General features: G+C 67.4%; 26 protein-coding genes. 11 read left to right on the top strand and 15 right to left on the bottom strand.

Going from position 1 to position 26058, the window contains the following annotated elements; translation table 11 throughout:
* Positions 1-32 precede the first annotated feature (32 nt).
* Positions 33-1385 carry a Na+/H+ antiporter NhaA gene (gene nhaA / locus ACV095_RS04180; protein WP_478222958.1) on the top strand — a complete coding sequence of 451 codons (1353 nt, stop codon included), beginning with the start codon at positions 33-35 and terminating at the stop codon, positions 1383-1385.
* Positions 1386-1399: 14 nt separating this feature from the next.
* Here nhaA and ACV095_RS04185 read toward each other — a convergent pair whose 3' ends face one another.
* The 8 genes from ACV095_RS04185 to ACV095_RS04220 all read right to left on the bottom strand — a co-directional run bounded on the left by ACV095_RS04185 (position 1400) and on the right by ACV095_RS04220 (position 9903).
* Positions 1400-1660 (bottom strand): hypothetical protein, encoded by a 261-nt coding sequence (locus ACV095_RS04185; protein ID WP_018768825.1) that lies wholly within the window; start codon positions 1658-1660, stop codon positions 1400-1402.
* Between the two features lie 197 nt (positions 1661-1857).
* Positions 1858-3015 carry an ABC transporter ATP-binding protein gene (locus tag ACV095_RS04190; RefSeq protein WP_478222959.1) on the bottom strand — a complete coding sequence of 386 codons (1158 nt, stop codon included), beginning with the start codon at positions 3013-3015 and terminating at the stop codon, positions 1858-1860.
* Entirely contained in the window at positions 3012-4601 is a 1590-nt protein-coding gene (locus tag ACV095_RS04195; protein ID WP_223992569.1) for an ABC transporter permease, read from the bottom strand. The genes ACV095_RS04190 and ACV095_RS04195 overlap by 4 nt, the downstream gene beginning before the upstream one ends.
* A 4-nt stretch (positions 4602-4605) precedes the next feature.
* Positions 4606-5661 (bottom strand): iron ABC transporter substrate-binding protein, encoded by a 1056-nt coding sequence (locus ACV095_RS04200; protein WP_018768822.1) that lies wholly within the window; start codon positions 5659-5661, stop codon positions 4606-4608.
* A gap of 182 nt (positions 5662-5843) precedes the next feature.
* Positions 5844-7598, bottom strand: coding sequence for an aa3-type cytochrome oxidase subunit I (ctaD, locus tag ACV095_RS04205; protein WP_186447817.1), 1755 nt, complete (start codon positions 7596-7598; stop codon positions 5844-5846).
* A 15-nt stretch (positions 7599-7613) separates the two neighbouring features.
* Positions 7614-8471 (bottom strand): aa3-type cytochrome oxidase subunit II, encoded by an 858-nt coding sequence (gene ctaC / locus ACV095_RS04210; protein ID WP_018768820.1) that lies wholly within the window; start codon positions 8469-8471, stop codon positions 7614-7616.
* A gap of 160 nt (positions 8472-8631) precedes the next feature.
* The gene (locus ACV095_RS04215) at positions 8632-9120 is read right to left on the bottom strand and encodes a hypothetical protein (protein ID WP_018768819.1); all 489 of its coding nucleotides are present in this window, start codon (positions 9118-9120) and stop codon (positions 8632-8634) included.
* 60 nt (positions 9121-9180) lie between these two features.
* Positions 9181-9903 (bottom strand): VIT1/CCC1 transporter family protein, encoded by a 723-nt coding sequence (locus ACV095_RS04220; RefSeq protein ID WP_134164075.1) that lies wholly within the window; start codon positions 9901-9903, stop codon positions 9181-9183.
* Between the two features lie 200 nt (positions 9904-10103).
* Here ACV095_RS04220 and ACV095_RS04225 point away from each other — a divergent pair, with 200 nt between their 5' ends.
* Entirely contained in the window at positions 10104-11279 is a 1176-nt protein-coding gene (locus tag ACV095_RS04225) for a carboxylate-amine ligase (protein WP_018768817.1), read from the top strand.
* Here ACV095_RS04225 and ACV095_RS04230 read toward each other — a convergent pair.
* The 6 genes from ACV095_RS04230 to ACV095_RS04255 form a co-directional block, all read right to left on the bottom strand.
* Entirely contained in the window at positions 11273-12907 is a 1635-nt protein-coding gene (locus ACV095_RS04230; RefSeq protein ID WP_056392752.1) for a phospholipase C, read from the bottom strand. The two genes, ACV095_RS04225 and ACV095_RS04230, sit on opposite strands and share 7 nt — an antisense overlap.
* 1 nt (position 12908) lies before the next feature.
* Entirely contained in the window at positions 12909-14111 is a 1203-nt protein-coding gene (locus ACV095_RS04235) for an alkaline phosphatase family protein (RefSeq protein ID WP_478222960.1), read from the bottom strand.
* A gap of 133 nt (positions 14112-14244) precedes the next feature.
* Positions 14245-15009, bottom strand: coding sequence for an ABC transporter permease (locus ACV095_RS04240; RefSeq protein WP_018768814.1), 765 nt, complete (start codon positions 15007-15009; stop codon positions 14245-14247).
* A complete protein-coding gene (locus ACV095_RS04245; protein ID WP_478222961.1) occupies positions 15006-15821 on the bottom strand; it encodes an ABC transporter ATP-binding protein in 816 nt (271 codons plus the stop codon). The genes ACV095_RS04240 and ACV095_RS04245 overlap by 4 nt, the downstream gene beginning before the upstream one ends.
* A 25-nt stretch (positions 15822-15846) precedes the next feature.
* Entirely contained in the window at positions 15847-16212 is a 366-nt protein-coding gene (locus ACV095_RS04250; RefSeq protein WP_018768812.1) for a DUF1048 domain-containing protein, read from the bottom strand.
* Positions 16209-16565 (bottom strand): PadR family transcriptional regulator, encoded by a 357-nt coding sequence (locus tag ACV095_RS04255; protein WP_056392760.1) that lies wholly within the window; start codon positions 16563-16565, stop codon positions 16209-16211. Before ACV095_RS04255 ends, ACV095_RS04250 begins: the two co-directional genes overlap by 4 nt.
* Before the next feature lie 197 nt (positions 16566-16762).
* Here ACV095_RS04255 and ACV095_RS04260 point away from each other — a divergent pair, with 197 nt between their 5' ends.
* The 9 genes from ACV095_RS04260 to ACV095_RS04300 all read left to right on the top strand — a co-directional run bounded on the left by ACV095_RS04260 (position 16763) and on the right by ACV095_RS04300 (position 24724).
* On the top strand, positions 16763-17119 hold the full coding sequence (locus tag ACV095_RS04260) for an SPW repeat domain-containing protein (protein ID WP_144601347.1): 357 nt from the start codon (positions 16763-16765) through the stop codon (positions 17117-17119).
* A gap of 14 nt (positions 17120-17133) precedes the next feature.
* A complete protein-coding gene (locus tag ACV095_RS04265) occupies positions 17134-17481 on the top strand; it encodes a CU044_2847 family protein (protein WP_018768809.1) in 348 nt (115 codons plus the stop codon).
* Between the two features lie 5 nt (positions 17482-17486).
* Positions 17487-18827 carry a phosphoribosyltransferase family protein gene (locus ACV095_RS04270; protein ID WP_478222962.1) on the top strand — a complete coding sequence of 447 codons (1341 nt, stop codon included), beginning with the start codon at positions 17487-17489 and terminating at the stop codon, positions 18825-18827.
* A gap of 91 nt (positions 18828-18918) precedes the next feature.
* Entirely contained in the window at positions 18919-19152 is a 234-nt protein-coding gene (locus ACV095_RS04275) for an erythromycin esterase family protein (protein WP_478222963.1), read from the top strand.
* A 52-nt stretch (positions 19153-19204) separates the two neighbouring features.
* Positions 19205-21040, top strand: a complete 1836-nt coding sequence (gene acsA, locus ACV095_RS04280) for an acetate--CoA ligase (protein ID WP_478223416.1) — start codon at positions 19205-19207, stop codon at positions 21038-21040.
* Entirely contained in the window at positions 21037-22086 is a 1050-nt protein-coding gene (gene pdhA, locus ACV095_RS04285) for a pyruvate dehydrogenase (acetyl-transferring) E1 component subunit alpha (protein ID WP_223992554.1), read from the top strand. Before acsA ends, pdhA begins: the two co-directional genes overlap by 4 nt.
* Complete coding sequence (locus ACV095_RS04290; protein WP_223992553.1) at positions 22083-23075, top strand: alpha-ketoacid dehydrogenase subunit beta; 993 nt, start codon at positions 22083-22085, stop codon at positions 23073-23075. Before pdhA ends, ACV095_RS04290 begins: the two co-directional genes overlap by 4 nt.
* Entirely contained in the window at positions 23068-24453 is a 1386-nt protein-coding gene (locus tag ACV095_RS04295; protein ID WP_223992552.1) for a dihydrolipoamide acetyltransferase family protein, read from the top strand. The genes ACV095_RS04290 and ACV095_RS04295 overlap by 8 nt, the downstream gene beginning before the upstream one ends.
* Before the next feature lie 28 nt (positions 24454-24481).
* The gene (locus ACV095_RS04300; protein ID WP_056392768.1) at positions 24482-24724 is read left to right on the top strand and encodes an acyl carrier protein; all 243 of its coding nucleotides are present in this window, start codon (positions 24482-24484) and stop codon (positions 24722-24724) included.
* A 12-nt stretch (positions 24725-24736) separates the two neighbouring features.
* Here the strand turns inward: ACV095_RS04300 and ACV095_RS04305 are convergent, their stop codons facing one another.
* Positions 24737-26014, bottom strand: coding sequence for an MFS transporter (locus ACV095_RS04305; RefSeq protein WP_478222964.1), 1278 nt, complete (start codon positions 26012-26014; stop codon positions 24737-24739).
* Between the last annotated feature and the right edge of the window lie 44 nt (positions 26015-26058).

Here is a 26058-nt window from a genome sequence, read left to right on the forward strand (position 1 = left end):
GATTTGCCGAACCCGGATTTAAGGACGCCTTCATGACCTCCACCCCGCCCACGCCCAGCAGGAACAAGTTTTTCGGCTCCACCGTCTTCGCCCGCGGCAGCTACGCCGAAGCCCTGCGCATCGGGGAGATCCTCCGCAAGGAAACCGTGGGTGGAGCCCTCCTGGTCCTGGCTGCCGTGATTGCCCTCATCTGGGCCAACTCCCCGGCGTCGGACAGCTACTTTGCCCTCCGGGATCTCAGGGTGGGCTATGGGCCGTGGCACCTGGACCTGAGCCTGGGGGCCTGGGCAGCGGACGGGCTGCTGGCCATCTTCTTCTTCCTCGTGGGCCTGGAACTCAAACGCGAATTCGTTGCCGGCGACCTGCGGCAAGTCAGCAAGTCCATCGTGCCCGTGGCGGCCGCCGTGGGCGGCGTGGCTGTCCCGGCGGTGATTTACGCCGTCGTCAACCTCGCCAGCCCGGAAACTCTGCGCGGCTGGGCCATCCCCACCGCAACGGACATTGCCTTTGCCGTCGCTGTCCTGGCCATCATCGGATCCCACCTCCCCAGCGCCCTGCGGATCTTCCTGCTGACGCTGGCCGTGGTGGATGACCTGATTGCCATCACCATCATCGCGTTCTTCTACTCCAGCGACATCCAGGCCGCGCCGCTGCTCCTGGCCCTCATCCCGCTGGCCGTCTACACCTTCCTGGCCCAGAAGTACCGCCGGTTCTTCGGCCGCCACGCAGTTGCAGCCTGGCTGATCCTGCTGCCGCTGGGTGCCGCGACCTGGGCGCTGGTGCACGCCTCCGGAATCCACGCCACCGTGGCCGGGGTACTCCTGGGCTTCGCCATTCCCGTGATCCGGTCCCGGGCCTCCGGCGGCCCGGAGGCAGGGCCCGGACTGGCCGAGATCTTCGAACACCGGTTCCGTCCGATTTCCGCCGGCGTGGCCGTTCCCATCTTCGCGTTCTTCTCCGCGGGCGTGGCCGTTGGCGGGTGGGAGGGCCTGGGCTCGGCCCTGACGGACCCGGTGGCGCTGGGTATCATCCTGGGCCTGGTCCTGGGCAAGCCGGTGGGCATCATGGGCACCACGTGGATCCTGACCAAGGCCACCAGGGCCAGCCTGGACAGCTCCTTCAAATGGATCGATGTGTTTGGCGTGGCGCTGCTGGCAGGGATCGGGTTCACCGTGTCCCTGCTGGTGGCGGAGCTCAGCTTCGGCCATGGCAGCCTCCATGACGACCACGCCAAGGTGGGCATCCTGGCTGCGTCACTGATCGCCGCGCTGCTGGCCACGGCTGTGCTGCGGACCCGGAACCGGCAGTACCGGGTCGCCGAAGAGCTTGAGAGGGTGGATTCGGACCACGACGGCGTCCCGGACGTCTACCAGGAACGCACCTGACCCTTCGCCGGGCTTCAGGCGGGGGCGAGTGGTTTTGCCTGGGTCTTGGCTGATACCTGGGTTCCCGTTTCGGCAGGGGCTTCCACGTGGCGGATCTCCAGGGCCTCGGGGTCCAGCAGCTTGCGGGTGCCGGTGCGGGCGTCCAGGATCCAGAAGAGTTCCAGGTGCGGGACGACGTCCGTCACCCGTCCCTTGTGGAAGAGCCTGCCGCGGTGCCATGCCTCAATCTGGTCCCCGATGCGGAGCTGGGCGGTACGTACTCCTTGTGCCTCCATGTGGGCTGCCTCCTGCTGTTGTATCCCCGTAAGCACAGCTTGCCCTGACGAGGTTGCCGGAGTGTTTCCGCCCGGTGTTTTTTCTGTGTCAGCAGGGGCGGGCGCACCGATCAGAAGCTTGTTCGTCCATCTGTGCCCTGTAGCTTCGGATGTGCGGACTAGCTTCTGATACGCCGCTGAGCGCGGCGGGCCGGAGCTCATTCCTCGATCGTGAACGCGACGGCTTCGCCCACAACCCGCAGGCACAGCTCCATGCCGGGCCGCGCGATCGACGCGTTCCAGTGCCGGATGGTGATCACTTCGCCGCCGCCGGGGTAGCGGTGGTCGGCGTGCTCTGCCACTTCCTGGGGCACGTTCAGCTTCAGCCGCACCGTGGTTTCGGGCCCGAAGTAGTCGGTGTCCACCACCACGCCGCGGATGGGGCCGTCTTCGGCGATGCGGATCTGTTCCGGCCGCAGCATCAGCTGCACCCGTCCCTGCGCCGGCGGCCTGCGCACCGGGATGCCGCCCAGGGAGCAGGTGGCCAGGGACCCTTCCAGCCAGGCGTCCAGGATGACGGCGTCGCCCAGGAATTCTGCGGTGGCGCGGTCCGCGGGGCGGGTGTACACCACAAAGGGGTTGCCGATCTGGGCCAGCTTGCCGCCGCGCATCACGGCCACCTGGTCGGCGAAGGAGAGGGCCTCCGCCTGGTCGTGCGTGACCAGGATGGTGGTGACGCCGGCCTCGGCCAGCACCTTGGCCACGGCGCGGCGGGTGGCCACGCGGAGCCCGGCATCCAGGGCGGAGAAGGGCTCGTCCAGGAGCATCAGCTCCGGCTCACGGGCCAGCGCCCGGGCCAGGGCAACCCGCTGCTGCTGGCCGCCGGAGAGCTGGTGCGGCCGGCGCTTGGCCATGGCGGCATCCAGGGACACCATTTCCAGGAGTTCGGCAACGCGTGCTGCCACGGCCCGCCTGCCGCCTTCAAGCTTTGCCGCATCAAGGCCGAAGGCAACGTTCTGGCCCACGGTGAGGTGCGGGAACAGGGCACCGTCCTGCGCCACGTAGCCGATCTGGCGCTTGTGCGCCGGCAGCCAAGCGCCCTCACCCGCCACCAGGGTCCCGTTCAGCGAGATGCTGCCGGTGTCCGGATGCTCAAACCCGGCGATCAGGCGCAGGAGCGTGGTCTTGCCGGAGCCTGACGGTCCCACGATGGCGGTGGTTCCGCCCTTGGCCACGGACAGGTTGACGCCCCTCAGGACCGCCTGCGATCCGAAGTTCTTGGTGACGTCCGTGATCTGCAGGTGGCTGTTGGTGGTTGCGGCCACTGAGGGTGCCACCCGCGGCTCGGGCAGCCTGCGGGTCGATGGTGCTGTCACTGTCCGGCTACTTTCTTGGACTGTTGGAAGAGGAGATAGGTCATGGGTGCGGAAAGCAGGATCATCAGCAGGGCATAGGGTGCGGCGCCGGCGTAGTCGATTTCGCTGCTCTTGCTCCAGAACTCGGTGGCCAGGGTCCGGGTGCCGTTGGGGGACAGGAGCAGCGTGGCGGTGAGTTCGTTGGCGATGGCCAGGAACACCAGGGCAGCCCCGCCCGCGGCGGCCGGAGCCGTGAGCCGCAGGGTGACACGGATGAAGGCCAGCAGCGGCGGCTTGCCCAGCGCCTGTGCTGCCTCGTCGAGTTCCTTGGGCGCCTGTGCCAGGCCGGCCCGGAGGTTCACCAGGGCCCGCGGAAGGAACAGGAGAACATATGCGGCCACCAGCACTCCCGCCGTCTGGTAGATCCCCGGTACCAAGCGGATGCTGACGGTGACGAAGGCCAGGGCCACCACGATGCCGGGCATGGAGCTGGTGACATAGTTGGACAGTTCCAGGGACTTGCTGAACCAGCCGGGCCTCCGGACCGCGAGGTAGGCCATGGGGAAGGCGACCACGATGGTGGCTGCGGCGCCGAGGAGCCCGTACCAGAACGTGGCAAGGAGTGCGGGGAGGAATTCGGTGGCGGTCCAGGCCTCGGCCCCGCCGGCCAGGATCCACTTCAGCACGTAGAACAGCGGGAGGCCGAACGCCAGGGCGGTCAGCGCCAGCAGGAAGAGCTGGGCGGGGACGTGGTAGGCATGCAGGGGGAGCCGCAGGGCCTTGGCCTGCACGCCTGAACCGATCCTCGCGTAGCGTGCCGTGCCGCGGCTGCGGACTTCGGCCACCAGCAGCAGCAGGCAGAAGAACACCAGCACGCTGGCCAGCATGTTCCCGGCGGCGCCGTTGAACGTGGACCGGTACTGGGTCATGATCGCGGTGGTGAAGGTGTCGAAGCGGATCATCGCGAAGGCGCCGTATTCGGCCAGCAGGTGCAGCCCCACCAGCAGCGCGCCGCCCGTCAGTGCGATCCGCAGCTGGGGGAGCACCACCCGGAAGAAGGCCCGCCAGGCGCCCAGTCCCAGCGCGGCGGCCGACTGCTCTATGGCCGGGTCCAGCCGGCTCAGGGTGGCTGCCGCCGGAATGTAGACCAGCGGGAAGTAGGAGAGGGTGGAAATCAGGATCCCCGAGCCCAGGCCGCCCAGCGACGGGATGGCCGACACCCAGGCGTAGCTGTTCACGAATGCCGGGACGGCCAGCGGCGCGGCCAGCAGGACTGCCCAGATTCGGTGGCCGCGCAGTTTGGTCCGTTCCACCAGCCACGCCCCCGCAACGCCAAGCAGCAGGCACAGCGGGATGGTGGCAGCCATCAGGAGCAGGGTGTTCAGCAGCAGTTCGCCCACCCGGGGGCGCAGGATGAGGCCGACGGCGGTGTCCCACCCGGTTGCCACCGTCATGTAGGCCACGTACCCCAGCGGGATGAGGGAGAAGAGGGCGATCAGCACCGCCACGACGGACACCGCGGAAACGCCGAAAGGCGGGCGGGGGCGTGTGCCCCGGCCCGCCGTCGTCGTGCTCCGCCGTGGGGGAGCCGATAGATCGGAGGTCACGGAATTACAGTAGTCCTGCCTGGGTCATCAGATCGCTGACCTTCTGGGAGTTGAGTTTCGCAGCGTCCACCTTGGGGGCCTGCAGGTCCTTGATGGGAACCAGCTTGTCGTTGGCAGGCACATCAGAGCCGATGGCGTACTCGAAGGACGTGCCGTTCTTCAGGACTTCCTGCCCCTTCTTGCCGGTGATGAACTTCAGGAAGGCCTGCGCGGCTGCAGCGTTCTTGGACGACTTGAGCACGCCGCCGCCGGAGACGGACAGGAACGCGCCCGGGTCCTCATTCTTGAAGTAGTAAGGCGTGACGTTGTTGGAGTTCTCGCCGGTCTTGGCCTGGTCGCCGTAGTAGTAGTAGTGGTAGATCAGCGCGGCATCCACTTCACCGGCGTTGACTGCCTTCATGGCCGTGCTGTTGCCTTTGTACGCCTTGGAGTTGTCCTTCATGGCCTTGAGCCAGTCCTCGGTGGCGGACTCGCCCTTCAGTTCCAGCAGTGCGGAGACAATGGCCTGGAAGTCCGCGCCGGTGGGCGACGCAGCCCAGCGGCCCTTCCATTCGGGCTTGGCCAGGTCAAGCATGGACTTGGGCAGCTGGTCCTCGGTGAGCTTGGTCTTGTTGTAGACCAGGACGGTGGAGCGTGCGGCGATGCCCGTCCACTTCCCGGTGGAGGGGGTGAATTCGGAGGGGACCTGGGCCAGGGTGTCCTTGTTGACGTCGGCGAACAGGCCGGCGTTCTCCACCTGGGTCATGGCGGGGGAGTTTTCGGTGAGGAACACGTCCGCGGGGGACGCCTGGCCTTCCTGGATGATCTGGTTGGACATCTCCGTGTCATCGCCCTGCCGGAGGGTAACCTTGATGCCGGTTTCGGCCGTGAAGGCATCCACCCATTCCTTGGTGAGGCTCTCGTGCTGGGCGTTGTACACCGTAATCCCGCCCGCGGCGGCGCCGCCGGAAGCGGAAGACGAGCCGTTGCCGGCGGGGGTGGCGCCGCCGCAGGCGGTCAGGCCAAGAGCGGCGGTGGCGGCGAGTGCGATGCCGGCCAGCGCGCTGTTGCGGATCTTCATTGAGGCTGCTTTCGGTGGGGAAAAAGTCTGCTTGAACCTAAGTCCTGATGGGCGCCGGTAAACGGTGCCTATGTCAGGAAACTGTAGGGTAGGCAAACCTAAGCTCCAAGCCGGAAAGCGCTTTAAGTGATGAGGTTCACATCAATTACGCAAACAAGGCGTGACGTAATTCTGATGGTCCGCTAGGTGTTCGGGTTGGGGTCGTGGACGTCGTGCTCCCCGATGTCCGCGGCACCCAGGAGGCTCTCCCCGGGGGCGTTTTCGGACGGGTGGAGCCGGACGCTCAGCTCCGGGTGGTGCAGGTCCAGGGCGGGACGTTCCGAACGGATCCGGGGCAGCGAGGTGAAGTTGTGCCGCGGCGGCGGGCAGGAGGTGGCCCACTCCAGCGAAGCGCCGAAGCCCCAGGGATCGTCCACGGTGACCTTCTTGCCGGCGCGCCAGGTGATGTAGACGTTCCAGAAGAACGGGATGAGGGACGCGCCCAGGAGATACGACCCGATGGTGGAGAACTGGTTCATTCCGGTGAAGTTGTCCTCCGGCATGTAGTCCGCGTACCGGCGGGGCATGCCCAGGACACCCAACCAGTGCTGGATGAGGAACGTGGCGTGGAAGCCCAGGAACAGCATCCAGAAGTGGATCTTGCCCAGGCGCTCGTTGAGCATGGTGCCGGTGAACTTGGGCCACCAGAAGTAGAACCCGGCGAACATGGCGAACACCACCGTGCCGAACACCACGTAGTGGAAGTGCGCCACCACGAAGTAGGTGTCCGAGACGTGGAAGTCCATGGGCGGCGAGGCCAGGATAATCCCGGTGAGGCCGCCGAACAGGAACGTGGCCAGGAACCCCATGCTCCAGAGCATCGGCGTTTCGAAGGTCAGCGACCCGCCCCACATGGTGCCGATCCAGTTGAAGAACTTCACGCCGGTGGGCACCGCGATGAGCATGGTCATGAAGGCGAAGAACGGCAGGAAGATCGCGCCGGTGACGTACATGTGATGGGCCCACACCGTCACGGACAGGGCTGCGATGGCGATGGTGGCGTACACGATGCCCTTGTAGCCAAACAGGGGTTTGCGGCTGAAGACCGGGAAGATCTCCGACACGATGCCGAAGAACGGCAGCGCAATGATGTACACCTCCGGGTGGCCGAAGAACCAGAACAGGTGCTGCCAGAGGATGGCGCCGCCGTTGGCCGGGTCGAAGATGTGGGCGCCGAACTTGCGGTCCGCGCCAAGCGCGAACAGGGCGGCGGCCAGCGGCGGGAACGCCATGAGCACCAGGATGGCGGTGACGAGGGTGTTCCAGGTGAAGATGGGCATCCGCCACATGGTGAGCCCCGGGGCGCGCATGCAGATGATGGTGGTGATGAAGTTGACGGAGCCCAGGATGGTGCCGAAGCCGGACAGTGCCAGGCCGAAGACCCACAGGTCCCCGCCGATGCCCGGGGTGAACGTCGTGTTCGACAGCGGCGCATAGGCGAACCAGCCGAAGGACGCTGCGCCCTGCGGGGTGATGAAGCCGGACACCGCGATGGTGGAGCCGAACAGGAAGAACCAGAAGGCCAGCGCGTTCAGGCGCGGGAAGGCCACGTCAGGGGCGCCGATCTGCAGCGGCATGATCACGTTGGCGAACCCGGCAAACAGCGGGGTGGCGAACATCAGCAGCATGATGGTGCCGTGCATGGTGAACAGCTGGTTGTACTGTTCCTTGGTCTGCAGGATCTGCATGCCGGGCTCGAACAATTCGGCACGGATCAGCAGGGCCATCACGCCCCCGGCGCAGAAGAACACGAAGGACGAGATCAGGTACATGTACCCGATGGTCTTGTGGTCGGTGGAGGTGATCCAGTTGACGATGATGGTGCCTTTGGAGCGCCGGACCACTGCCGGTGCGGCCGTGGCTGCGGTTCCGCCCATTCTTTGGCCTGTGGTGGTCATGTTCGGTGCCCTCCTTTACTGTGCTGCGTCCGGGGCCTGCGGTGACGGGGCCGACATCGGTGCCCTGTTGTAGTCGGCGCCCAGGTTGCCCGTGTTGCCCTTGGCCTTCAGGTCCGCGATGTGGCTGTCATACTCCTGCTGGCTGACCACCCGGACCTTGAAGAGCATCTCGGAGTGGTACTCGCCGCAGAGTTCGGCGCACTTGCCCATGTATTCGCCCACGCGGTTGGGGGTGATGTTGATGTAGGGGTTGTACTGTTCGTGGCCCGGATACAGGTCGCGTTTCTGCAGGAAATCCACCACCCAGAAGGAATGCTGCACGTCGCGCGACTGCAGGTGCAGTTCCACTTTCTTGCCCACCGGCAGGTAGAGGGTGGGCAGCCGGTCGGGGGTGCCCCAGTCGCCGGTCAGGTGGGCCTGCTGTCCGGCGTCCTCGTGGACCTGTTCCTTGACGTAGTTGAAATCCCAGGACCACTGCTTGCCGAAGACGTCGATCACCACGTCCGGGTTGGGGTAGCGTGCATCGATGGCCCGCTGTTCCCGGTCCGTGAAGACGAACAGGACGCCGATGACGATCAGCGGGATGGCCAGGTAGAACACTTCCAGCGGAAGGTTATAGCTCAATTGCGCGGGGAACCCTACGGTGTTCTTCCGGCGCCGGTAGGCAACGATGACCCAGATCATCAGTCCCCAGGTGATGATGCCCACCACCAGTGCAGCGATCCAGGAGTTGACCCACAGGTCCGTGATCAGCGCGGTGTTGTTGGTGGTGTCACGGTTCCCGGGCAGGAAGCCGCGGGACACTTCGGCGGAGCAGGAGGCCAGCAGCGGCAACACACCAAGGCCAGCGCCCAGTCCTGCCAGGCGCCGCATGCTTTGGTTTTTGAATGGTTTCCTACCCACCTGTGGTCCCTCCGGCATGCTCCAGAAGCCCAACTGCATGAGCCCACTGCTGGCCCCGGGACCAGCAGTTGTGTGCCCCACCCTACGCCGGGGCGGATGGTGATGGGAAGAGGTTTTCGGGGGGGCTGCGCTAGCGGCTGCCGGCCCAAACGGACACTGCTCCCGAATGGCCGGTCACGATGCTTTGGTACACCAGGAACAGTCCCGCCAGTACGCCCAGCACCGAGGTGGCGGGGAGCAGCCAGCGGGACTCCAGGAGCCCGCGGAGACCGTGGAAGGCGGGCCGGCGTGTCAGGAGCGTGGGGAAGGCTGCGGTGATCTGGGCACCCACGGCCACCAGGAACAACACTGTGACGTAGCGGAGGAAACTCCCCTGGTGGGCGTGCTCCTCAACCAGTTGTGACGCGCCCCTGGCCTTTTCCAGCTGTTCCCCCGCTTCGGCGGTAAGGACGGACAGCGGAACCAGCAGCAGTGCCAGGACTCCCATGGGCCAGGCCAGGTAACGCCTGGTGCGCCGGAGCAGGGCGAAAACCACTGCCGAGACCCCGGCCAGCGGAGCCAGGACCACCACGCCGTGGATCAACAGAATATGGGCCGGAAGGCCGGCGATCTCCAGCACGGGAAACTCCTGATCAGTAGCGGGCAGCGGAATGTGGGAAGTGGCTGGGTTCGAGAAGGGCTAGGCGATGCCGGTGGTGCCCAGGAGGCTTCCCACTGCGAACGTGAAGGCCATGGCAAGCGCCCCGCCAACCACCAGCCGGATGGTGGCCTTGCGCTTGGAGCTGCCGCCGATTTTGGCGCTGACGGTGCCGGTCAGCGCGAGCGCCAGGATGACGGCGACGAACGTGACCGGGATGCGCGCCCCTTCGGGCGGGAAGATGATGGCCAGCATAGGCAGCACGGCGCCGACGGTGAACGCGATGGCGGAGGCGAAGGCCGCGTGCCAGGGGCTGACCACTTCCTCTTCGTCGATGTTCAGTTCGGCAGACAGGTGTGCCTTCAGTGCGTCCTTTGCCGTCAATTCTTCGGCAACTGTCCGGGCCGTGGCTTCGCTGAGTCCCTTTGCCTGGTAGATGTGCGCAAGCTCTGCCAGTTCGCCGTCGGGATCGTCCCTGAGCTCCTGGCGTTCCTTTTCGATCAGTGCCCGCTGGCTGTCGCTTTGGCTGCTCACGGAAACGTATTCGCCCAACGCCATGGACACGGCGCCGCCCACCACCGCCGCGGTGCCTGCCACCAGGATTGGCGCGAGGTCGTTGGTCACCCCGGCCACGCCCACCACAGTTGCCGCCACGGAGACGATGCCGTCGTTCGCGCCCAGGACACCGGCCCGCAGCCAGTTCAGGCGGGATGCCACGCTGCTGTCGTGCGGTTCGTTGCGGCTCAGCTTGAGAGTTTCAGACATGCTGGCAGTAAAGCACTGCAGGGACCCCTCTGCCACGAAGGTTTGCATCCCCTAACCACACGGGCATGCCTGGTGCAGACCCTGTACCAACTGCAGTCCTGGGCGTACCTTAAAACAAATAAGTTTACTTACTAGTCCTGAAAAGGCAGGATCCAGGCCTGGACGCTCCATGAGCAGGCAACGGGAGAAGGACGACGGCGATGGACACCTACGGCAATGACGGCAACGGAGGCGCGGGCGCAGGCAGGCGGACGTTCGGCGTCGAGGAGGAGCTGCTCCTGGTGGACCCCGCAAACGGGGAAGCCGTGCCGATGGCCGGAGCACTCCTGAACCTGTACGTCCGCCCCCTGCAGGCCGGAGCCGGGCCCGTCCTGGCCGCTGAGTTCCAGCAGGAAATGATCGAGGTGGTCACCCCGCCCCACGCCACCCTGGCACGGCTGGAACAGGACATCATTGCCGGGCGGGGTATCGCCCGGCAGGCGGCAGGGGACATCGGCGTCAGGGTGGCCGCGTTGGGCACCTCGCCGCTCCCGGCCGACCCGCATCCCGTACAGCTCCGGAGATTCAGGGCAATGACGGAGGAATACGGGCTGACCGCCAGGGAACAGCTCACCTGCGGGTGCCACATCCACGTTTCGGTGGAGTCGCCGGAGGAAGCCGTGGCCGTGCTGGACCGGATGCGTATCTGGCTGCCGGTGCTTATCGCGCTCAGCGCCAACTCACCGTTCTGGCACGGCCAGGACAGCGGCTACGCCAGCTACCGCTCCCAGGTCTGGAACCGCTGGCCCTCGGCCGGTCCGCTGGACATCCTGGGGACCCCGGACGCCTACCACCAGCTGGTGCACGACATGGTGAGCACCGGCGTCGCCCTGGACGAGGGCATGGTCTACTTCGATGCCCGCCTCTCGCGGCACTACCCCACAGTAGAGATCCGCGTGGCCGACGTGTGCCTGCGGCCGGAGAACACCGTCATGCTGGCGGGAATTGCCAGGGGCCTGGTGGAAACGTCCGCGCGGGAATGGCGCGAGGGCATCGAGCCGGTGTCGGCGCCCTCGGCGCTGCTTCGGCTGGCCGCCTGGAAAGCAAGCCGGTGGGGGCTGCGGGGAGAACTGCTGGACCCGCACACGCACCGCCCGGCGTCCGCGCTCGCCGTCGTGAATTCCCTGCTGAACCACATCCGTGGGGCGCTGGAAGACATGGGTGACCTGCCCCGGGTGGAGGCCCTGGTGGACGCGGTACTCAACACCGGCACCGGCGCCGTGCGGCAGATGGAGGTGCTGCACCGCACCGGCGACCTGGAGCAGGTAGTACAGGATGCGGCTGACTGCACTGCCGGCTCCTCCTGGGAGCCGCGTCCTGGACGCAGGCGTCAGTAGGTGGTGGCGTTGGGCAGGATCAATGGCGGCAGCGGTGTCTGGTTGAAGTCGAAGGCGTTGGCCAGATCGCCCAGTTGCGGGTTGTTCTCCCGGACCCCGGGGCGGTTGTCGGGCCGGCCGTCGGTGGCGGGGTCGATCCTTTCGCCGCCCAGGAAATCGTCCTCGATGAATTTGAAGTAGGCGTCCTGGCTGAGGATCTGATGGTCGATGTAGCCCTTCTTCGCGTAGGGGCTGATGACCATGGCGGGGACGCGCAGGCCGTAGCCGCTGTTGTCCACCGCAGGTGGCTGGACATGGTCATAGAACCCGCCCCAGTCGTCCCAGTTCAGGAAGATGGCGGTGCTGTCCCAGTCCGGGCCGCTCATGATCGCGTTGACCAGCCCGGCAACATACTGCTGGCCGGTGCTGACCTTGGCCGGGGGATGTTCGCTGACCTCGTCGCTGGGTGCCACCCAACTGACGGCCGGCAGCCTGCCCTGCCTGGCGTCGTCGTAGAAACCGGCAAGCGGTTTGATGTTGCCTTGCTCGCCGTCCTCCTTGACCGTGTCGAAGTACGGCAGCGGATTCCACCGCCCCGGCGTTTCGGCATCCTGCTCAACGGGGGCGCACGTGGCGGCATCGTTGCGGCAGTCCGGCTCGGTGCCGCTGAAGACGTAGTAGGCCCACGGCACATTGTGTTTGTGGAGCAGGTAGGTCAGGTCGGTCCAGGCGTAATTGGGCTGTTTCAGGTTCTTGGCTGCTGCTGCCAGCTTCTCCTTCAGCGCGGCCGGGAATGGTGCTGCGTCGACGGCGGCCTTGCAGGTGGCGTAGGAATCGGTGCGTTTGCAGCTGGCCGTTGCCAGCTGCTGGGTTTGGACGGCAAGGTCGGGGCCACTGCCTGCCTCCCCGAGGGCGTCGCGGCAGGTCTGCAGGTCCTGGTCTGCCTGGCATTCGCCGATCAGGCTGTCATCGAACTCCGCCTTTTCAGGTTCATTGTCCAGGCCATCCAGTGCATCCACGCACGACGACGGCTCCCCGGGCTTCGTGCACTTGGCCGACCACTCGGACACCATGTAGAGGTGGGCCTGCAGGCTTCCGGCTGCGGCGGAGGTGAACATGTGGTCCTGAAGCACGAAATTGTCGGCGTATGTCCAGTAGGTCGGCAGCTGTTTTCGGTCGTGGTAGCCCATCACGTCGGTGCGCCTGGTCTTGTACGTGCAGTCGGTGGCGGTCGCCTCGCAATGGGCAATGCCCTTTTCCGCCTGGGCCACGAACCCGTCCATGGCACCGTTGTTGATGTCAGCCGCCGCGTCGGCCGGACTGTGCGGGCCGCCGTCGTTGCTGTCTGATGAATCGTAGAACGGCGCAACGCAACCTCCGCGCGCCGGGTCCGGCAGGCAAACGGCAGGCTTGCCGTCCTGCATGGGAATGCCGTCGGCACCCGGGTAGGTGCCGAAGTAGCTGTCGAAGGACCTGTTCTCCTGGGTAATGATCACCACGTGCTTGATCTTGGAGATCCCTCCGTTGGTTCCGGACGAGGTCCCGGGGCGCAGGGCAACGGGAACCACGACGGCGAGCAGCACCAGGGCCGCCACGGTCAAGGCGGCGGCCGGGACACCGGGCCGTCGTCCCTGCCCCGGGAAGCCCATCTTAGGAAGCCTGCCGGAAGACATCGCCGCCAAAGGCCTGCACGCCCGGGTCGCCGGCCATCCCGAGCCGCGGCAGGTGGAAGATGTCCTCCATGGTGGCCAGCAGGCTGTAGTGGTTGTACGGCTGGTCCGATGTGGCCCCTGCCGGGCTGAACGGGGACAGCACCAGGGCACCCACCTTGCCGCCGGCTGCACCGCCTCCGGGGCTCCCGGCGTCTCCGGCGGACGGCCCGGCCGTGTCGCCCTCGGCCTCGTCGAAGGTGATGACCAGCACGCCGTCCTGCTTGTATGCGGGGGAGGACAGGATGGCCGGCACATGGGCCTTAAGCCACGAGTCCACGGCCCTCAGTCCCCCGCGGGTGCCGTCGGCGCAGGATTCGTCATGCCCGTCGTGGCAGAGGTTGGGCGTGATGTAGGCAAGGTTTGGAGTGGTGGCTGCGGATTTCAGGTCTTTTGCCAGCGCCGAAAAGTTCACCACGTTCTTCACGCAGTCCGGGGACGACGTGATGGCGTGGAAGTAGACGAAGGGGTTGTGGTGCGTGGAGTACATCTCATCGGCGGTCGCCCGGATGTGGTTGTCGGGTTCGCCGGGGACAGGGTGCTCACAGGGCTGCTGCATGTCCTCCATGTACCCCTTCCACGTCTTGCCAGACGCGCTCAGCTGCCCGGCGATGGTCTGCGCCTGGTCCGGGTAGAGGCAGCCGTTGCCCTGCAGGGTGCCGTCCCCGTCGCTGCCCGTGGTGTTGAACTCCGTGTAGGTGCGGCAGTCCTGCTCCGTATTGTCGTTGGGCCGCTGGCCGGAAATCTGGGCCAGGTAGTTGGGCAGCGAGTTGTGGGCGATGCCGTAGTAGTTCTGCAGCAGCACGCCCTTCTTCCGGAGGGTTCCGGACAGGTAAGGCGCGGCGGAGTTGCCACCCCACACGGAGTCGTAGCTCTTGTTCTCCAGGTTGATCACGAATACGTGGCCGGGGGCTCCGGCGGCCGTGGGGGTGCCCTGCGGATCGACGGCGGTGCCTGGGGTCTCTGTGGGTGTTGGGTCCGCCTCGGGGCTTTCGGATGGCGTGGCGCTTTGGGAATCGGGAGGCGATGCCGGTGCTGGACCCTGGCAGGCCACGAGCGCGAACAGCAGCAGGGCCAGCAGTGGCAGCAGCGCGGGTGAGGGCCGCCGCCGAACAGCGGTTGAGCGGGCTGATATTCGGTACACACGCGGCCCCTGTCGTCGGTCTCTACAGCGCCCCAGCGTTGACGCCACTCTTGCATACAGATGCCGAGTTGTGCAGGGGCAATCGCTGTGAGTTGGCAGTGAATCAGGTTCCGGGTTGCCGCCGGTGCCGGGTTCAGGTGAACTTTCGGCGGTATACGGCGGCGGCGACTGCGCTGGCTGCCACGAGAAGTCCCGCCAGCCAGGCCAGGGCCGTCCAAATGCCGCTGCCCACGGCTTCCTGCGCCAGCAAGGCACGGATGGCATCGACGATGGACGTCACCGGCTGGTTCTCGGCGAACCAGGCCACCGGGCCGGGCATGGAACCGGTGGGAACAAAAGCGGAGCTGATGAACGGCAGGAAAATCAGCGGGTAGCTGAAACCGCTGGCCCCGTCCACGGTTTTCGCCAGCAGCCCGGCGATCACGGCGATCCAGGTCAGTGCCAGCGTGAAGAGGGCGAGGATTCCGACGACGGCGAGCCAGGCGGCCACGGAGGCTCCGCTGCGGAATCCCATCAGCAGCGCAACGCCCACCACGGCGGCCAGTGCCCCGAAGTTGGCGGCCAGTGACGTGAGCACGTGGGCCCACAGGACGCTGCCCCTGGCCACCGGCATGGAGGTGAACCGTTCGAATATGCCGCCCTGCAGGTCCAGGAACAACCGGTAGGCGGTGTAGGCGACGCCGGACGAGATGGTGATGAGCATGATCCCGGGGAGCAGGTAGTTGACGTACGGGCCGCCGGAGCCGGTGTTGATCGCGCCGCCGAACACGTAGACGAACAACAGCATCATGGCCACCGGTGTGACGGCGGTGGTGATGATGGTGTCCGGGCTGCGCAGGATATGGCGGAGCGAGCGTCCGGCCAGGACCCGTGTGTCGCTGAGGATATGGGTGGTCATGGCATTTCCTTTCGTGCGCCGGTGGTGCTTTCGGAGCCGTCCTTGGCCGGGTCCCCGACGAGGGCGAGGAAGACGTCCTCCAGCGAGGGCTGCTTCTCGACGTATTCCACCGTGGCGGCCGGAAGCAGCCGCTTGAGTTCGGCCAGGGTTCCGTTCCTGATGATGGTGCCCTGGTGCAGGATGGCTATCCGGTCGGCCAGGTGTTCGGCCTCCTCGAGGTACTGCGTGGTGAGCAGCACCGTGGTTCCGCGGGCAGCAAGTTGGCGCACGGTCTGCCAGACGTCAAGGCGGGCCTGCGGGTCCAGGCCGGTGGTGGGCTCGTCCAGGATGATGACCGGCGGGCTGCCAACCAGGCTCATGGCGATGTCCAGTCTCCGGCGCATCCCGCCGGAGTAGGTGGACACCCTGCGGTTCCCGGCCTCGGTGAGGGAAAACCTGGCAAGGAGCTGGCCGGCAATCTCCCCAGGGCTCCGCAGGTGCCGCAGCCTGGCCATCAGCACCAGGTTCTCCCGCCCGGTCAGCACGTCGTCCACCGCGGCGAACTGGCCTGTGAGGCTGATGGAGCCGCGCACGCCCTCCGGCTCCGCGCCGGCGTCGTACCCGTTCACCATGGCGGTGCCCGCATCCGCCCGCAGCAGCGTGGACAGGATGCGCACCAGCGTGGTCTTTCCGGCGCCGTTGGAGCCCAGGAGCGCGAAAATGCTTCCCGGCGGCACGTCGAAGTCGACGCCCCGCAGAACGCGCAGGCCCTTGAACGACTTTTCGATGCCCTGTACCCGGATGGCGGGTGCCGGGGCCTGGTCATGGGTCATGGCCGGTCCTTTCCCTTGGCGGTGGTCAGGCGCCGTCGGCGGCGGCCCTGTTGATGGAGTCCGTCAGGCGCTGCCGCTCCTTGTTGATCCACTGGCCGTCGGAGTAGTTGCTGATGAAGGTTTCGGCGAACTCCACCGGATCGTCCCCCACGATGTCCCGAATGGCCGTACCGTCAGCGGCGGCCCCTTCCACCAGGTCCGCCAGGTCTTCGAGCATTTGCATGAGGACGTCGCCCTTGACGATGGCCCCGGCATAGGTGAAATAGCGCTCAAGGGCGTCAATGGTGGTGCGGTAGCTGCCGGGCAGCTGCTCTTTGCGCGCCTTGTACTGGCGCCAACGCTTTTTGTCGTCGAACGGGCCGGTGACTTTCTCGATCCATCCCTGCGTCATGGTTGTTCTCCTTGTTCCTGTGGCTGGTTTTTGTTGTGGTGGAGGTGCTCTATCCGTTCGGCGATGAAGCTCCAGGTGCTCCAGAACTCGTCCAGGTAGGCGCTGCCTGCCGTGTTCAGTGTGTAGACCTTGCGGGGTGGCCCCTTTTCGGATGGGACCTTTGCGACGTCCACGAGGCCGCGCTGTTCTATGCGGACCAGCAGCGCGTACACCGTGCCCTCGACAATGTCGGCGAAGCCCTCCTCCCGCAGCCGGGCCGTTATTTCGTACCCGTAGGCGGGCTGCGCGGCGAGGATGGCAAGGACGATGCCCTCCAGGGTGCCCTTGAGCATCTCGGTCATTTGCTTGCCCATTGGGGACTCCTCATTGCTACTTAGTGCTGCTGACTACCAGTAGATAGTAACACTGAGTACCAGGACCGCAAGGGCCTCGTAGGTCTTTCTGCCCTAGCACCCCGCTGTTGCCGGGCGTTGACTTAAACCGCGGGAAGCTGGGGCCTGCGGGGCGGACACGCACAGGGCGTGCCGCCCGCAACAGAAAGGAAAGTTCAGTGAAAAAGTGGTATCGGTGGCAGGACTACGTAACAGTCGCCGCCGGTCTCTTCACCGCTATTGCGGTCCTGTGGACGCGGCAGCAAAGCATGTCCACCACGCTCATGCTCCTCTTCGGCGGGCTCCTGGTGGTCAGCGGCGTCATCAACCTGGCCATGCCGGGAATGCCGGCGATGGAATGGGCACAGGCCGTGCTGGCCGCTGCGCTGGTCCTCTCGCCGTGGGTGGGGTCCTACACGGGCGCGACGGGCGCTGCATGGACATCGTGGATCGCCGGGGCAGTAGCGCTGGTGGTCACCGCGGTGGCCATTAAGCCCAGCACGGAAGCCCATCACAATCTCCGCATCTCGCATTAGCGGAGGCATCCGCCATGACTGAAGTGCTGCGTTACGAAGTGGGCTCCGGAACAGTGCTGGTTGAGACTGCGGACGACAGCTACGGCGTGGACCATCCTGCCCGCAATGAACAGGGGATCCTGGACACAGGCAGGCGGCTGGAAGACGCTCTTGCCAGCGTCCGCCCGGCCGCCCGCGCAGCACTGGAGGCCATGGCGGAACTCACCCCCGAACAAATAGAGATCGAGTTCGGGGTGAAGCTCGCGGGGGACGCAGGGGCGGTGATTGCAAAGAGCAGTTCCGACGCCCATTTTGTCCTTCGAATGTCCTGGAGCCCGGCGGCTGGAGCCCTGCCCGGGGAAGAAATCACGCATAACGGGTGATGGCTATGGTTGCGTTTCATGACAGGTCCGACGCCGGGCGGCGGCTGGGTAAACGGCTCGCCCCCCTGCGCGGAAAGGACGTTGTGGTGCTGGGACTGCCCCGGGGCGGCGTCCCGGTGGCGTTCGAGGTAGCCAAGGCCCTGGACGCGCCGCTGGATGTGATCGTGGTGCGGAAACTGGGGGTTCCGTTCCAGCCCGAGGTGGCCATGGGAGCCATCGGGGAGGGCAATGTCCGGGTCCTGGATCCGCGCACCATTTCCATGGCCCGGGTGACCCAGGAGGACCTGCAGCAGGTTGAACGCCATGAACGCGCCCTGCTGGAAAGCAGGGTGGCGAGGTTCCGCCAGGGGCGCCGGCGCATCGACCTCACCGGCCGCACGGCCATCATCGTGGATGACGGCATCGCCACCGGCTCCACCGCCAGGGCGGCCTGCCAAGTGGCCCGGCAACTCGGTGCGGCAAGAGTCATCCTTGCCGTTCCTGTTGCCCCTGCCCGCGCCGTCGTGGAGCTCAAGGAACCGGACGACGTCGTCTGCCTGCTTTCACCCCAAAACTTCCAGGCCGTGGGCTACTACTACCACGACTTCTCGCCCACGGAGGATGGCGAGGTGGTGCAGCTGCTCGACGCCGCCGCGTCCCCGCCCCGCCACCGCGCCGAGGAAGGGGAAGACGGGAGCCTGGAAGAGAATGTTGAGATTCCGGCGGGAACGGTGACACTGCGGGGCAGCCTCTACCTGCCCGCCAGGTGTGACGGCACGGTCCTCTTTGCCCACGGCAGCGGCAGCAGCCGGCACAGCCCGCGCAACCGCTTCGTGGCCTCCGTCCTGCATGGGGTTGGCCTTGGCACCCTGCTCCTTGACCTGCTCACACCCACGGAGGAGGTGAACCGGGCCAACGTGTTCGATATCGCCCTGCTGGCCCAGCGCCTCTCCTCCGCCACCCATTGGCTGGAAGCGCGCCACGACGGGTCCGCCGGCCGGATCGGCTACTTCGGCGCGAGCACCGGGGCCGGCGCCGCTCTGTGGGCTGCAGCCGAGCCCGGCGCCCAGGTTGAGGCCGTCGTCTCCAGGGGCGGCCGGCCGGACCTTGCCGGGCCGCGGCTTCCCGCCGTGAAGGCCCCCACCCTGCTGATCGTGGGCGGGGCGGACACCCAGGTGCTGGCCCTCAACCGCCAGGCCATGGCGCAAATGCATGCCCCCACGCGGCTGGAGATCGTTCCCGGGGCCACCCACCTGTTCGAGGAACCGGGCACCTTGGCCATGGCGGCCACCCTGGCCGCGGACTGGTTCCGGCAGTACCTCCTGCCGTCCCCGGTGGGGCGCGCCCGGCCGGAGACCAGGGAATGACGGCGGCCCAGGGCCACCGGGATGAACACGGCGGGGAACGGGCGGCGGGAGCCACGAGGACCTCCTCCACGAGGCGCTGGGCGAACCGTCGGTGCTGGTGTTCGGTCCGGAACGGGCCGGGCGGTGGCTGACGTCCTGGCGCGGGCACCGGGCCATCGGCGTGGTGTACAACCCACGCCGGGAGAGGGGCAACTATGTGCCCACCCGGATGGGCGACCGTTACGACGCGCTGTTCTGGCATCCGCGGACCGAGGCCCTGCGGCCGCTGCACCACGAGTACCAGCCCGGCGAACCGGAGCTCGAAACCGAGCCCTCGGGGTTCTAGCCCACAGCGGTTCCACCCATAACAAAGGAACATGATGGACCAGAGGAGCACCATGGCCACCGGAACCGAGGGGTCCACGCGCTGGCCTGCCATCACCAAGGACGTGGCAGCCTTCCCGGTCCAGCCCAATTTGGCCGATTATGATGCCGCCCGGCGGGACTTCAGCTGGGACCAGGCACGGCAGGCGCTGGCTGGGCTGCCCGGCGGCCGCGGCCTCAACATTGCCTACGAAGCCATTGACCGCCACGTTGCGGAAGGCCGCGGCGGCAAGGAAGCCCTGCGCTTTGTGCAGGCCGACGGCGGCACCCGGTCCCTGAGCTACGGCGACCTTGCGGACCAGACCAACAGGTTCGCCGCCGTACTTCGAAGCCTTGGGGTGGGGCGGGGCGAGCGGGTCTTCTCGCTCCTGGGCCGCAGCCCCGGGCTGTACGTGGCCGTGCTGGGCACCTTCAAGAACGGCAGCGTCTTCTGCCCGCTCTTTTCCGCCTTTGGCCCCGAGCCTGTCCGGCAGCGGCTGCACCTGGGGGCCGGCCGGGTACTGGTGACCACCAAAACGCTCTACCGCAAAAAGGTTGCGCCGCTCCGGGACACCCTTCCCGAACTCCGCCACGTCCTGCTGGTGGACGCGGACGGCAGCCCCGAACCGGGAACCCTGGACCTGGCCCGGCTCCTGGCTGGGGCTGACCCAATCGACGCGGTCGCGGACACCCAGCCGGAGGACATGGCCCTGCTGCACTTCACCAGCGGCACCACGGGCACGCCCAAGGGTGCCATCCATGTCCATGGCGCCGTCGCGGCCCACTATGCCACCGGCCTCTACGCGCTGGACCTGCACCCCGATGACATCTACTGGTGTACCGCCGATCCCGGCTGGGTGACCGGCACGTCCTACGGCATCATCGCGCCGCTGGTGCACGGGGTCACCGCCATCGTGGACGAGGAGGAGCTGGACGCCGACCGCTGGTACCGCATCCTCGCGGAGCAGCGCGTCACCGTCTGGTACACCGCCCCCACGGCCCTGCGGATGCTCATGAAGGCAGGCGCGGAACGAGCCGCCGGCCATGACCTCTCCGCGCTGCGCTTCATCGCCAGCGTGGGGGAGCCGCTGAACCCCGAGGCAGTGGTGTGGGGCCAGGACGTGCTGGGCCTGCCGGTGCACGACAACTGGTGGCAGACCGAAACGGGCGGGATCATGATCGCCAACTACCCCGCCATGGACATCCGTCCGGGCTCCATGGGCCGGCCACTGCCCGGCATCGAGGCCGCCCTGGTGGCCCGGGACGCCGACGGCAAGCCCGTGCTCCGGGACGGCAAGGCGGTCCTGGTTACCGAGCCGGACGCCATGGGTGAGCTGGCGCTGCGGCCCGGCTGGCCGTCCATGTTCCGCGGCTACCTCAACGAGGAGGAACGGTACCGGCGGTGCTTCGCCGGCGGCTGGTACCTCACCGGGGACCTGGCAAAGCGCGACGGCGATGGCTACTTCTGGTTCGTGGGCCGCGGCGACGACGTGATCAAGTCCTCCGGCCACCTGATCGGGCCCTTCGAAGTGGAAAGCTGCCTGATGGAGCACCCGGCCGTCGCCGAAGCGGGCGTGATCGGCGTGCCGGACCCCGTGGCCGGCGAAGTGGTCAAGGCCTTCGTGGAGCTCAAGCCTGGCAACGAGCCCACGGAGGAGCTGCAGCTGGACATCATCGGGTTCGCACGGAAACGGCTCGGCGCCGCCGTGGCACCCCGGCTGCTCGACTTCACCGCCACCCTGCCCAAGACCCGCAGCGGCAAGATCCTGCGGCGGCTCCTCAAATCCCGCGAGCTGGGGCTGCCCGAAGGCGACACCTCAACACTCGAGTCACCGGCAGGACCGGCCATGACACTGAAGGACCAGCCGTGAGTACCCTCAAGAACCAGGCCGTCCCGGACGCGGAGCATGCCCTCCACCTGCTGCGGCAGATGCTGCGGGTGCGCCGGCTCGAGGAAAAATGCATCGAGCTGTACAGCGCCGCCAAAATCCGCGGCTTCCTGCACGTCTACATCGGCGAGGAAGCCGTGGCGGCCGGGGTAATGGAAACCCTGGCACCCGAGGATGCCGTGGTGGCCACCTACCGGGAACACGGGCACGCCCTCCTTCGCGGCGTCTCCGCCGGAGCCATCCTGGCCGAAATGTACGGCCACGCGGAAGGATGCTGCCGCGGCCGCGGCGGATCCATGCACCTCTTCGACGCCGCCACCCGCTTCTACGGCGGAAACGCGATCGTGGCAGGGGGCCTGCCGCTTGCCGTCGGCCTGGCGCTCGCGGACCGGATGTCCGGGCGCCAGCGGGTCACCGTCTGCTTCTTCGGCGAAGGCGCGGTGGCCGAAGGCGAGTTCCACGAAAGCATGAACCTGGCAGCGCTGTGGCAGCTGCCGGTGCTGTTCTGCTGCGAAAACAACCTTTACGCCATGGGAACCGCGCTGGGCCGTTCCGAGTCCCAGACGGACATCGCGCTCAAGGCCGCCGGGTATGAAATCCCCGCCTGGGCCGTGGACGGCATGGACGTGCTCGCGGTCGAGGAAGCAGCCAGGCGTGCCGTGGACGCCGTCCGGTCCGGCGGCGGCCCGCACTTCCTGGAACTGCGCACGTACCGCTTCCGCGCCCACTCCATGTTCGATCCGGAGCTGTACCGGGAGAAAGCCGAGGTGGCGCAGTGGATGGAACGGGACCCCATCAGCCTGCTGCAAGGTGCCATGCGGGCGGCGGGACGGCTGCCGGAGAAAGACTGGGCCGCACTTACGGCGGACGTGGACGCGGAGATCAGCACCGCCGTCGGGTTCGCCGAGAACGGGACGCCGGAACCGGTGTCCGAACTGGCACGGTTCGTGTACAGCGACCGGGCCGAAAGCGACAGTGGCAATGTCAGTGCCGGCGACGGGGCCGGGAAAGGCAGGGCGGAAGGATGAAAACCACCTACCGGGAAGCCATGCGTGCCGCGCTGCGCGAGGCCATGCAGCGGGACGAACGGGTGTTCCTCATGGGCGAGGACGTGGGCCGGTACGGCGGCAGTTTCGCCGTGAGCCTGGGGCTGCTGGAGGAATTCGGGCCTGAACGGATCCGCGATACCCCGCTGTCCGAGTCCGGCTTCGTGGGGGCAGGGATCGGGTCTGCGCTGGGCGGGATGCGGCCCGTCGTCGAGATCATGACCGTCAATTTCAGCCTGCTGGCGCTGGACCAGATCATCAACAACGCGGCCACCCTGCTGCACATGTCCGGCGGCCAGTTCAACGTGCCCATCGTCATCCGGATGACCACCGGCGCCGGCCGTCAGCTCGGGGCCCAGCACTCGCACAGCCTGGAGGGCTGGTATGCCCACATTCCGGGGCTGCGCATCCTTGCCCCGGCCACCCTGGCCGACGCCCGCGGTATGCTCTGGACCGCGCTGCAGGACCCGGACCCGGTGCTGATCTTCGAGCACGGTTCCCTGTACAACGTGGCCGGCGAGCTCGACGACGATGCCGGCGCCGTGGACATCGACAAGGCGGCGGTCCTGCGGCAAGGGAACGGAGGCGGGCAGGGCCTGACGCTCATCACCTACGGCGGCACCTTGCCCATGGTGCTGGACGCGGCCGGTCAACTGGCCGGGGAAGGGATCGACGCCGACGTCATCGACCTCCGCTCCCTCCGCCCACTGGACATGCACACCGTCCTCGCCAGCGTGGAAAAGACGCACCGCGCCGTGGTGGTGGACGAAGGCTGGCGCAGCGGCAGCATCTCGGCCGAGATCGCGGCCAGGATCGCCGAGCAGGCCTTCTTCGACCTGGACGCGCCGGTGGAGCGGGTGTGCAGCCTGGAGGTCCCTGTCCCGTACGCCAAGCACCTGGAGCAGGCCGCGCTGCCGTCCGTGGAGCGGGTCATGGCCGCCGCGCGAAGGGCCGTGGGCGCCGGTGGCTGAGTTCCGGATGCCGTCACTGGGCGCGGACATGGAACACGGCAAGGTGGTGGAATGGCTGGTCAAGCCCGGGGACTACATCCACAAGGGTGACCTGGTGGCGGCCGTGGACACCGACAAGACCGTGATGGACATCGAGTCGTTCCAGGAAGGCGTGCTGGCCGAGTTCCTGGTGGACATCGGCGACACCGTGGACGTGGGCACCCCCATCGCCCGGATCACCGCCACGCCCGCCGAACTCCCGCCAGCCCCGCCCGCGGACCGCGAGGCAAAGGCAGCACCTCCGGTCCGGCACCTTGCGCACACGCTGGGGGTCGACGTCGGACGCATCAGCGGCAGCGGCACGGACGGCGAGGTGACCAGGGCCGACGTCGAACGCGCCGCAGCGGCGTCCGGCACCAGGGCGCCGGAGCCGGCACCAGCACCCGAAGCGCACCGCATCCGGTCGTCGCCGCTGGCCCGGCGGCTGGCCGCCGAACTCGGCGTCCAGCTGTCCGCGGTCACGGGGACGGGCCCGGGCGGTGCCGTCACCGAGGAGGACGTGCTCGCCGCCGTTCCGCCCCGGGGGCGGCCAGCTAAGGAAGCCGGCGCGGAAAAGCCCGCGGCAGCACCGCCGTCGGAAGCCCAACCGGTGGAAGCCCCAACCGTGGAAGCGCCGCGCGGAACCCCGGAGGAGGAGCAGCCCGGGCGGAACCGGACGACGGCGGCGGGCGGCAAGGCGGAAACCCTGCGGCAGGCCATCGGCGCGCTGATGTCCCGCTCCAAGAAGGAAATTCCGCACTACTACCTGTCCACCACCCTGGACCTGGCGGCGGCGATGGCGTGGATGCAGGCGGCGAACCAGCAGCGGCCCGTGTCATCGCGGCTGGTGCCGTCGGCCCTGCTGCTGAAGGCCACCGCGCTGGCGGCGAAGGAAGAACCGGACATGAACGGGTTCTTCACCAAGGGCGCGTTCCATCCCAGCAGTGCCGTCCACCTGGGCGTCGCCGTTGCCCTGCGGCACGGCGGGATCGTGGCCCCGGCGGTGCACCACGCGGACACCCTCAGCCTGGACCAGCTGATGGACCAGCTGCGGGACCTGGTCGGCCGGGCCAGGGCGGGGCGGCTTCAGCGCGCGGAGATGGCCGATCCCACCATCACAGTGACCAACCTCGGGGACCTCGGCGTGGAAAGCGTGTACGGGGTGATCTACCCGCCGCAGGTGGCCATGGTGGGCTTCGGCAAGGTGCTGGAGCAGCCGTGGGCGCACAACGGGATGCTCGGCATCCGGCACGCCGCCATCGCCACCCTGTCCGCGGACCACCGGGTCAGTGACGGGCTGCGCGGCGGGCGTTTCCTGGCCCGCATCGACGAACTGCTTCAGGCGCCGGAAAAGTTGTGAGCAGCGGGAGCCGGACGGATGAGGAGCCATGAACGAACAGGATGCGCGCCAGGCGGTGGAGGCCGCCATCGGCAAAGTGGCGCCCGACGTGGGGCCCGAAGACCTGGAGGGCAGCGCCAGGCTGCGCCAGGACCTGGAACTGGACTCGCTGGATTTCCTCCGCCTGGTGGAGGTCATCGCGGAGGGCACGGGAGTGGACATCCCGGAGGCCGACTACCCTGCGGTGGCCACCGTGGACGGCCTGGTCACGTACCTGGCAGGGCACGGATGAAGCTGGGGTTTGTCATCCCGCAGCGTGGTCGCTGCCGCGCATCCGGACGGCAACCACGGCGCCGGAGGCTGCGGTAAGGATCGCGACGGCGGCGATCGCGGCGGGGATGCCGTAGAAGTCGGCGAGGACTCCCGAGAGGAGGGCACCGACGGCGAATCCGCCGTCGCGCCACAGCCGGTAGACCCCCACGGAGCGGGCCCGCCAGGCCGGGTGGGCCACGTCTCCGATGGCGGCCAGCAGGGTGGGGTAGACCATGGCGGTACCGAGGCCCAGCACGACGGCGGCGGCGAGCCACGGCCCGAAGCTGTGCGCTGATGCGACCACTCCCAGTGCCACGGCCTGCACCAGCATGCCGGCCGCGATGAACCATTTCCGTCCCCACCGGTCCGACGCGGCGCCGGTGGCCAGCTGGGCGGCACCCCAGGCGGCGGGGTACGCGGCCGCCAGGATGCCGATCTGGCCGAGGTCCAGGCCTGCGCCGGCGAACAGGACGGGGAAGAGGCCCCAGGCCAGGCCGTCGTTGAGGTTGTTGACCAGGCCGGCCTGGCTGGCTGCCGAAAGGGATCGGTCCCTGAAGCTGGTGAGGGTAAACACCTGGCCCGTGGAGAGGCCGGCATGGGCGTTGCTCTGGACGCCGACGTGTTGTGAGGCCTCGGCCATGGCATGGTGGTGGGTCTCCCGGACGGCCACGACAGTCAGGCCCAGTCCCAGGGCAATGAACGCGGCACCCAGCAGGAACGGGGCCGGGCGGAGGCCGTAGGCAGTTGCCAGGTAGCCGGTGGCCAGCGCGGTGGCGGCGACGCCCAGGTAGCCCGCCGCCTCGTTGAAGCCCATGGCCAGGCCACGCTGCCTGGGGCCGACGAGGTCCATCTTCATGATCACGGCCGTGGACCAGGTGAGGCCCTGGCTGATGCCCAGCAGCACGTTGGCCGCCACGATCCAGCCCCAGGACTGGGCGAAGATGAGCATCAGCGGTACGGGCACTGCCACCAGCCAGCCCGCCACGAGGACGGGTTTCCGGCCGTACCTGTCCGAGAGCGTGCCGGCGAAGTAGTTCATCGCGGCCTTGGACAGGCCGAAGGCCAGGATGTAGGTCAGCGCGCCCGTGTACAGGTCCAGGTGGAACGTCCGGGATGCGAGCAGGGGCATGACGGTGCGTTCCTGGCCCAGGGTGCCGCCCACCAGCGCGTTGACAGCCACCAGCAGCATGAACTGGGCCAGGTTCTGCCGCAGGCCCAGCACGGCACCGGCTGTTCCGGTGGCATGGCGGGGGAGGGTCCTGCCCGGCATGGGGTGCTCCGTTCGTGGGGACGTAAGGTGGCCCGGGCGTGCGG

This window comes from Arthrobacter sp. JDC6 (genome assembly GCF_056484025.1).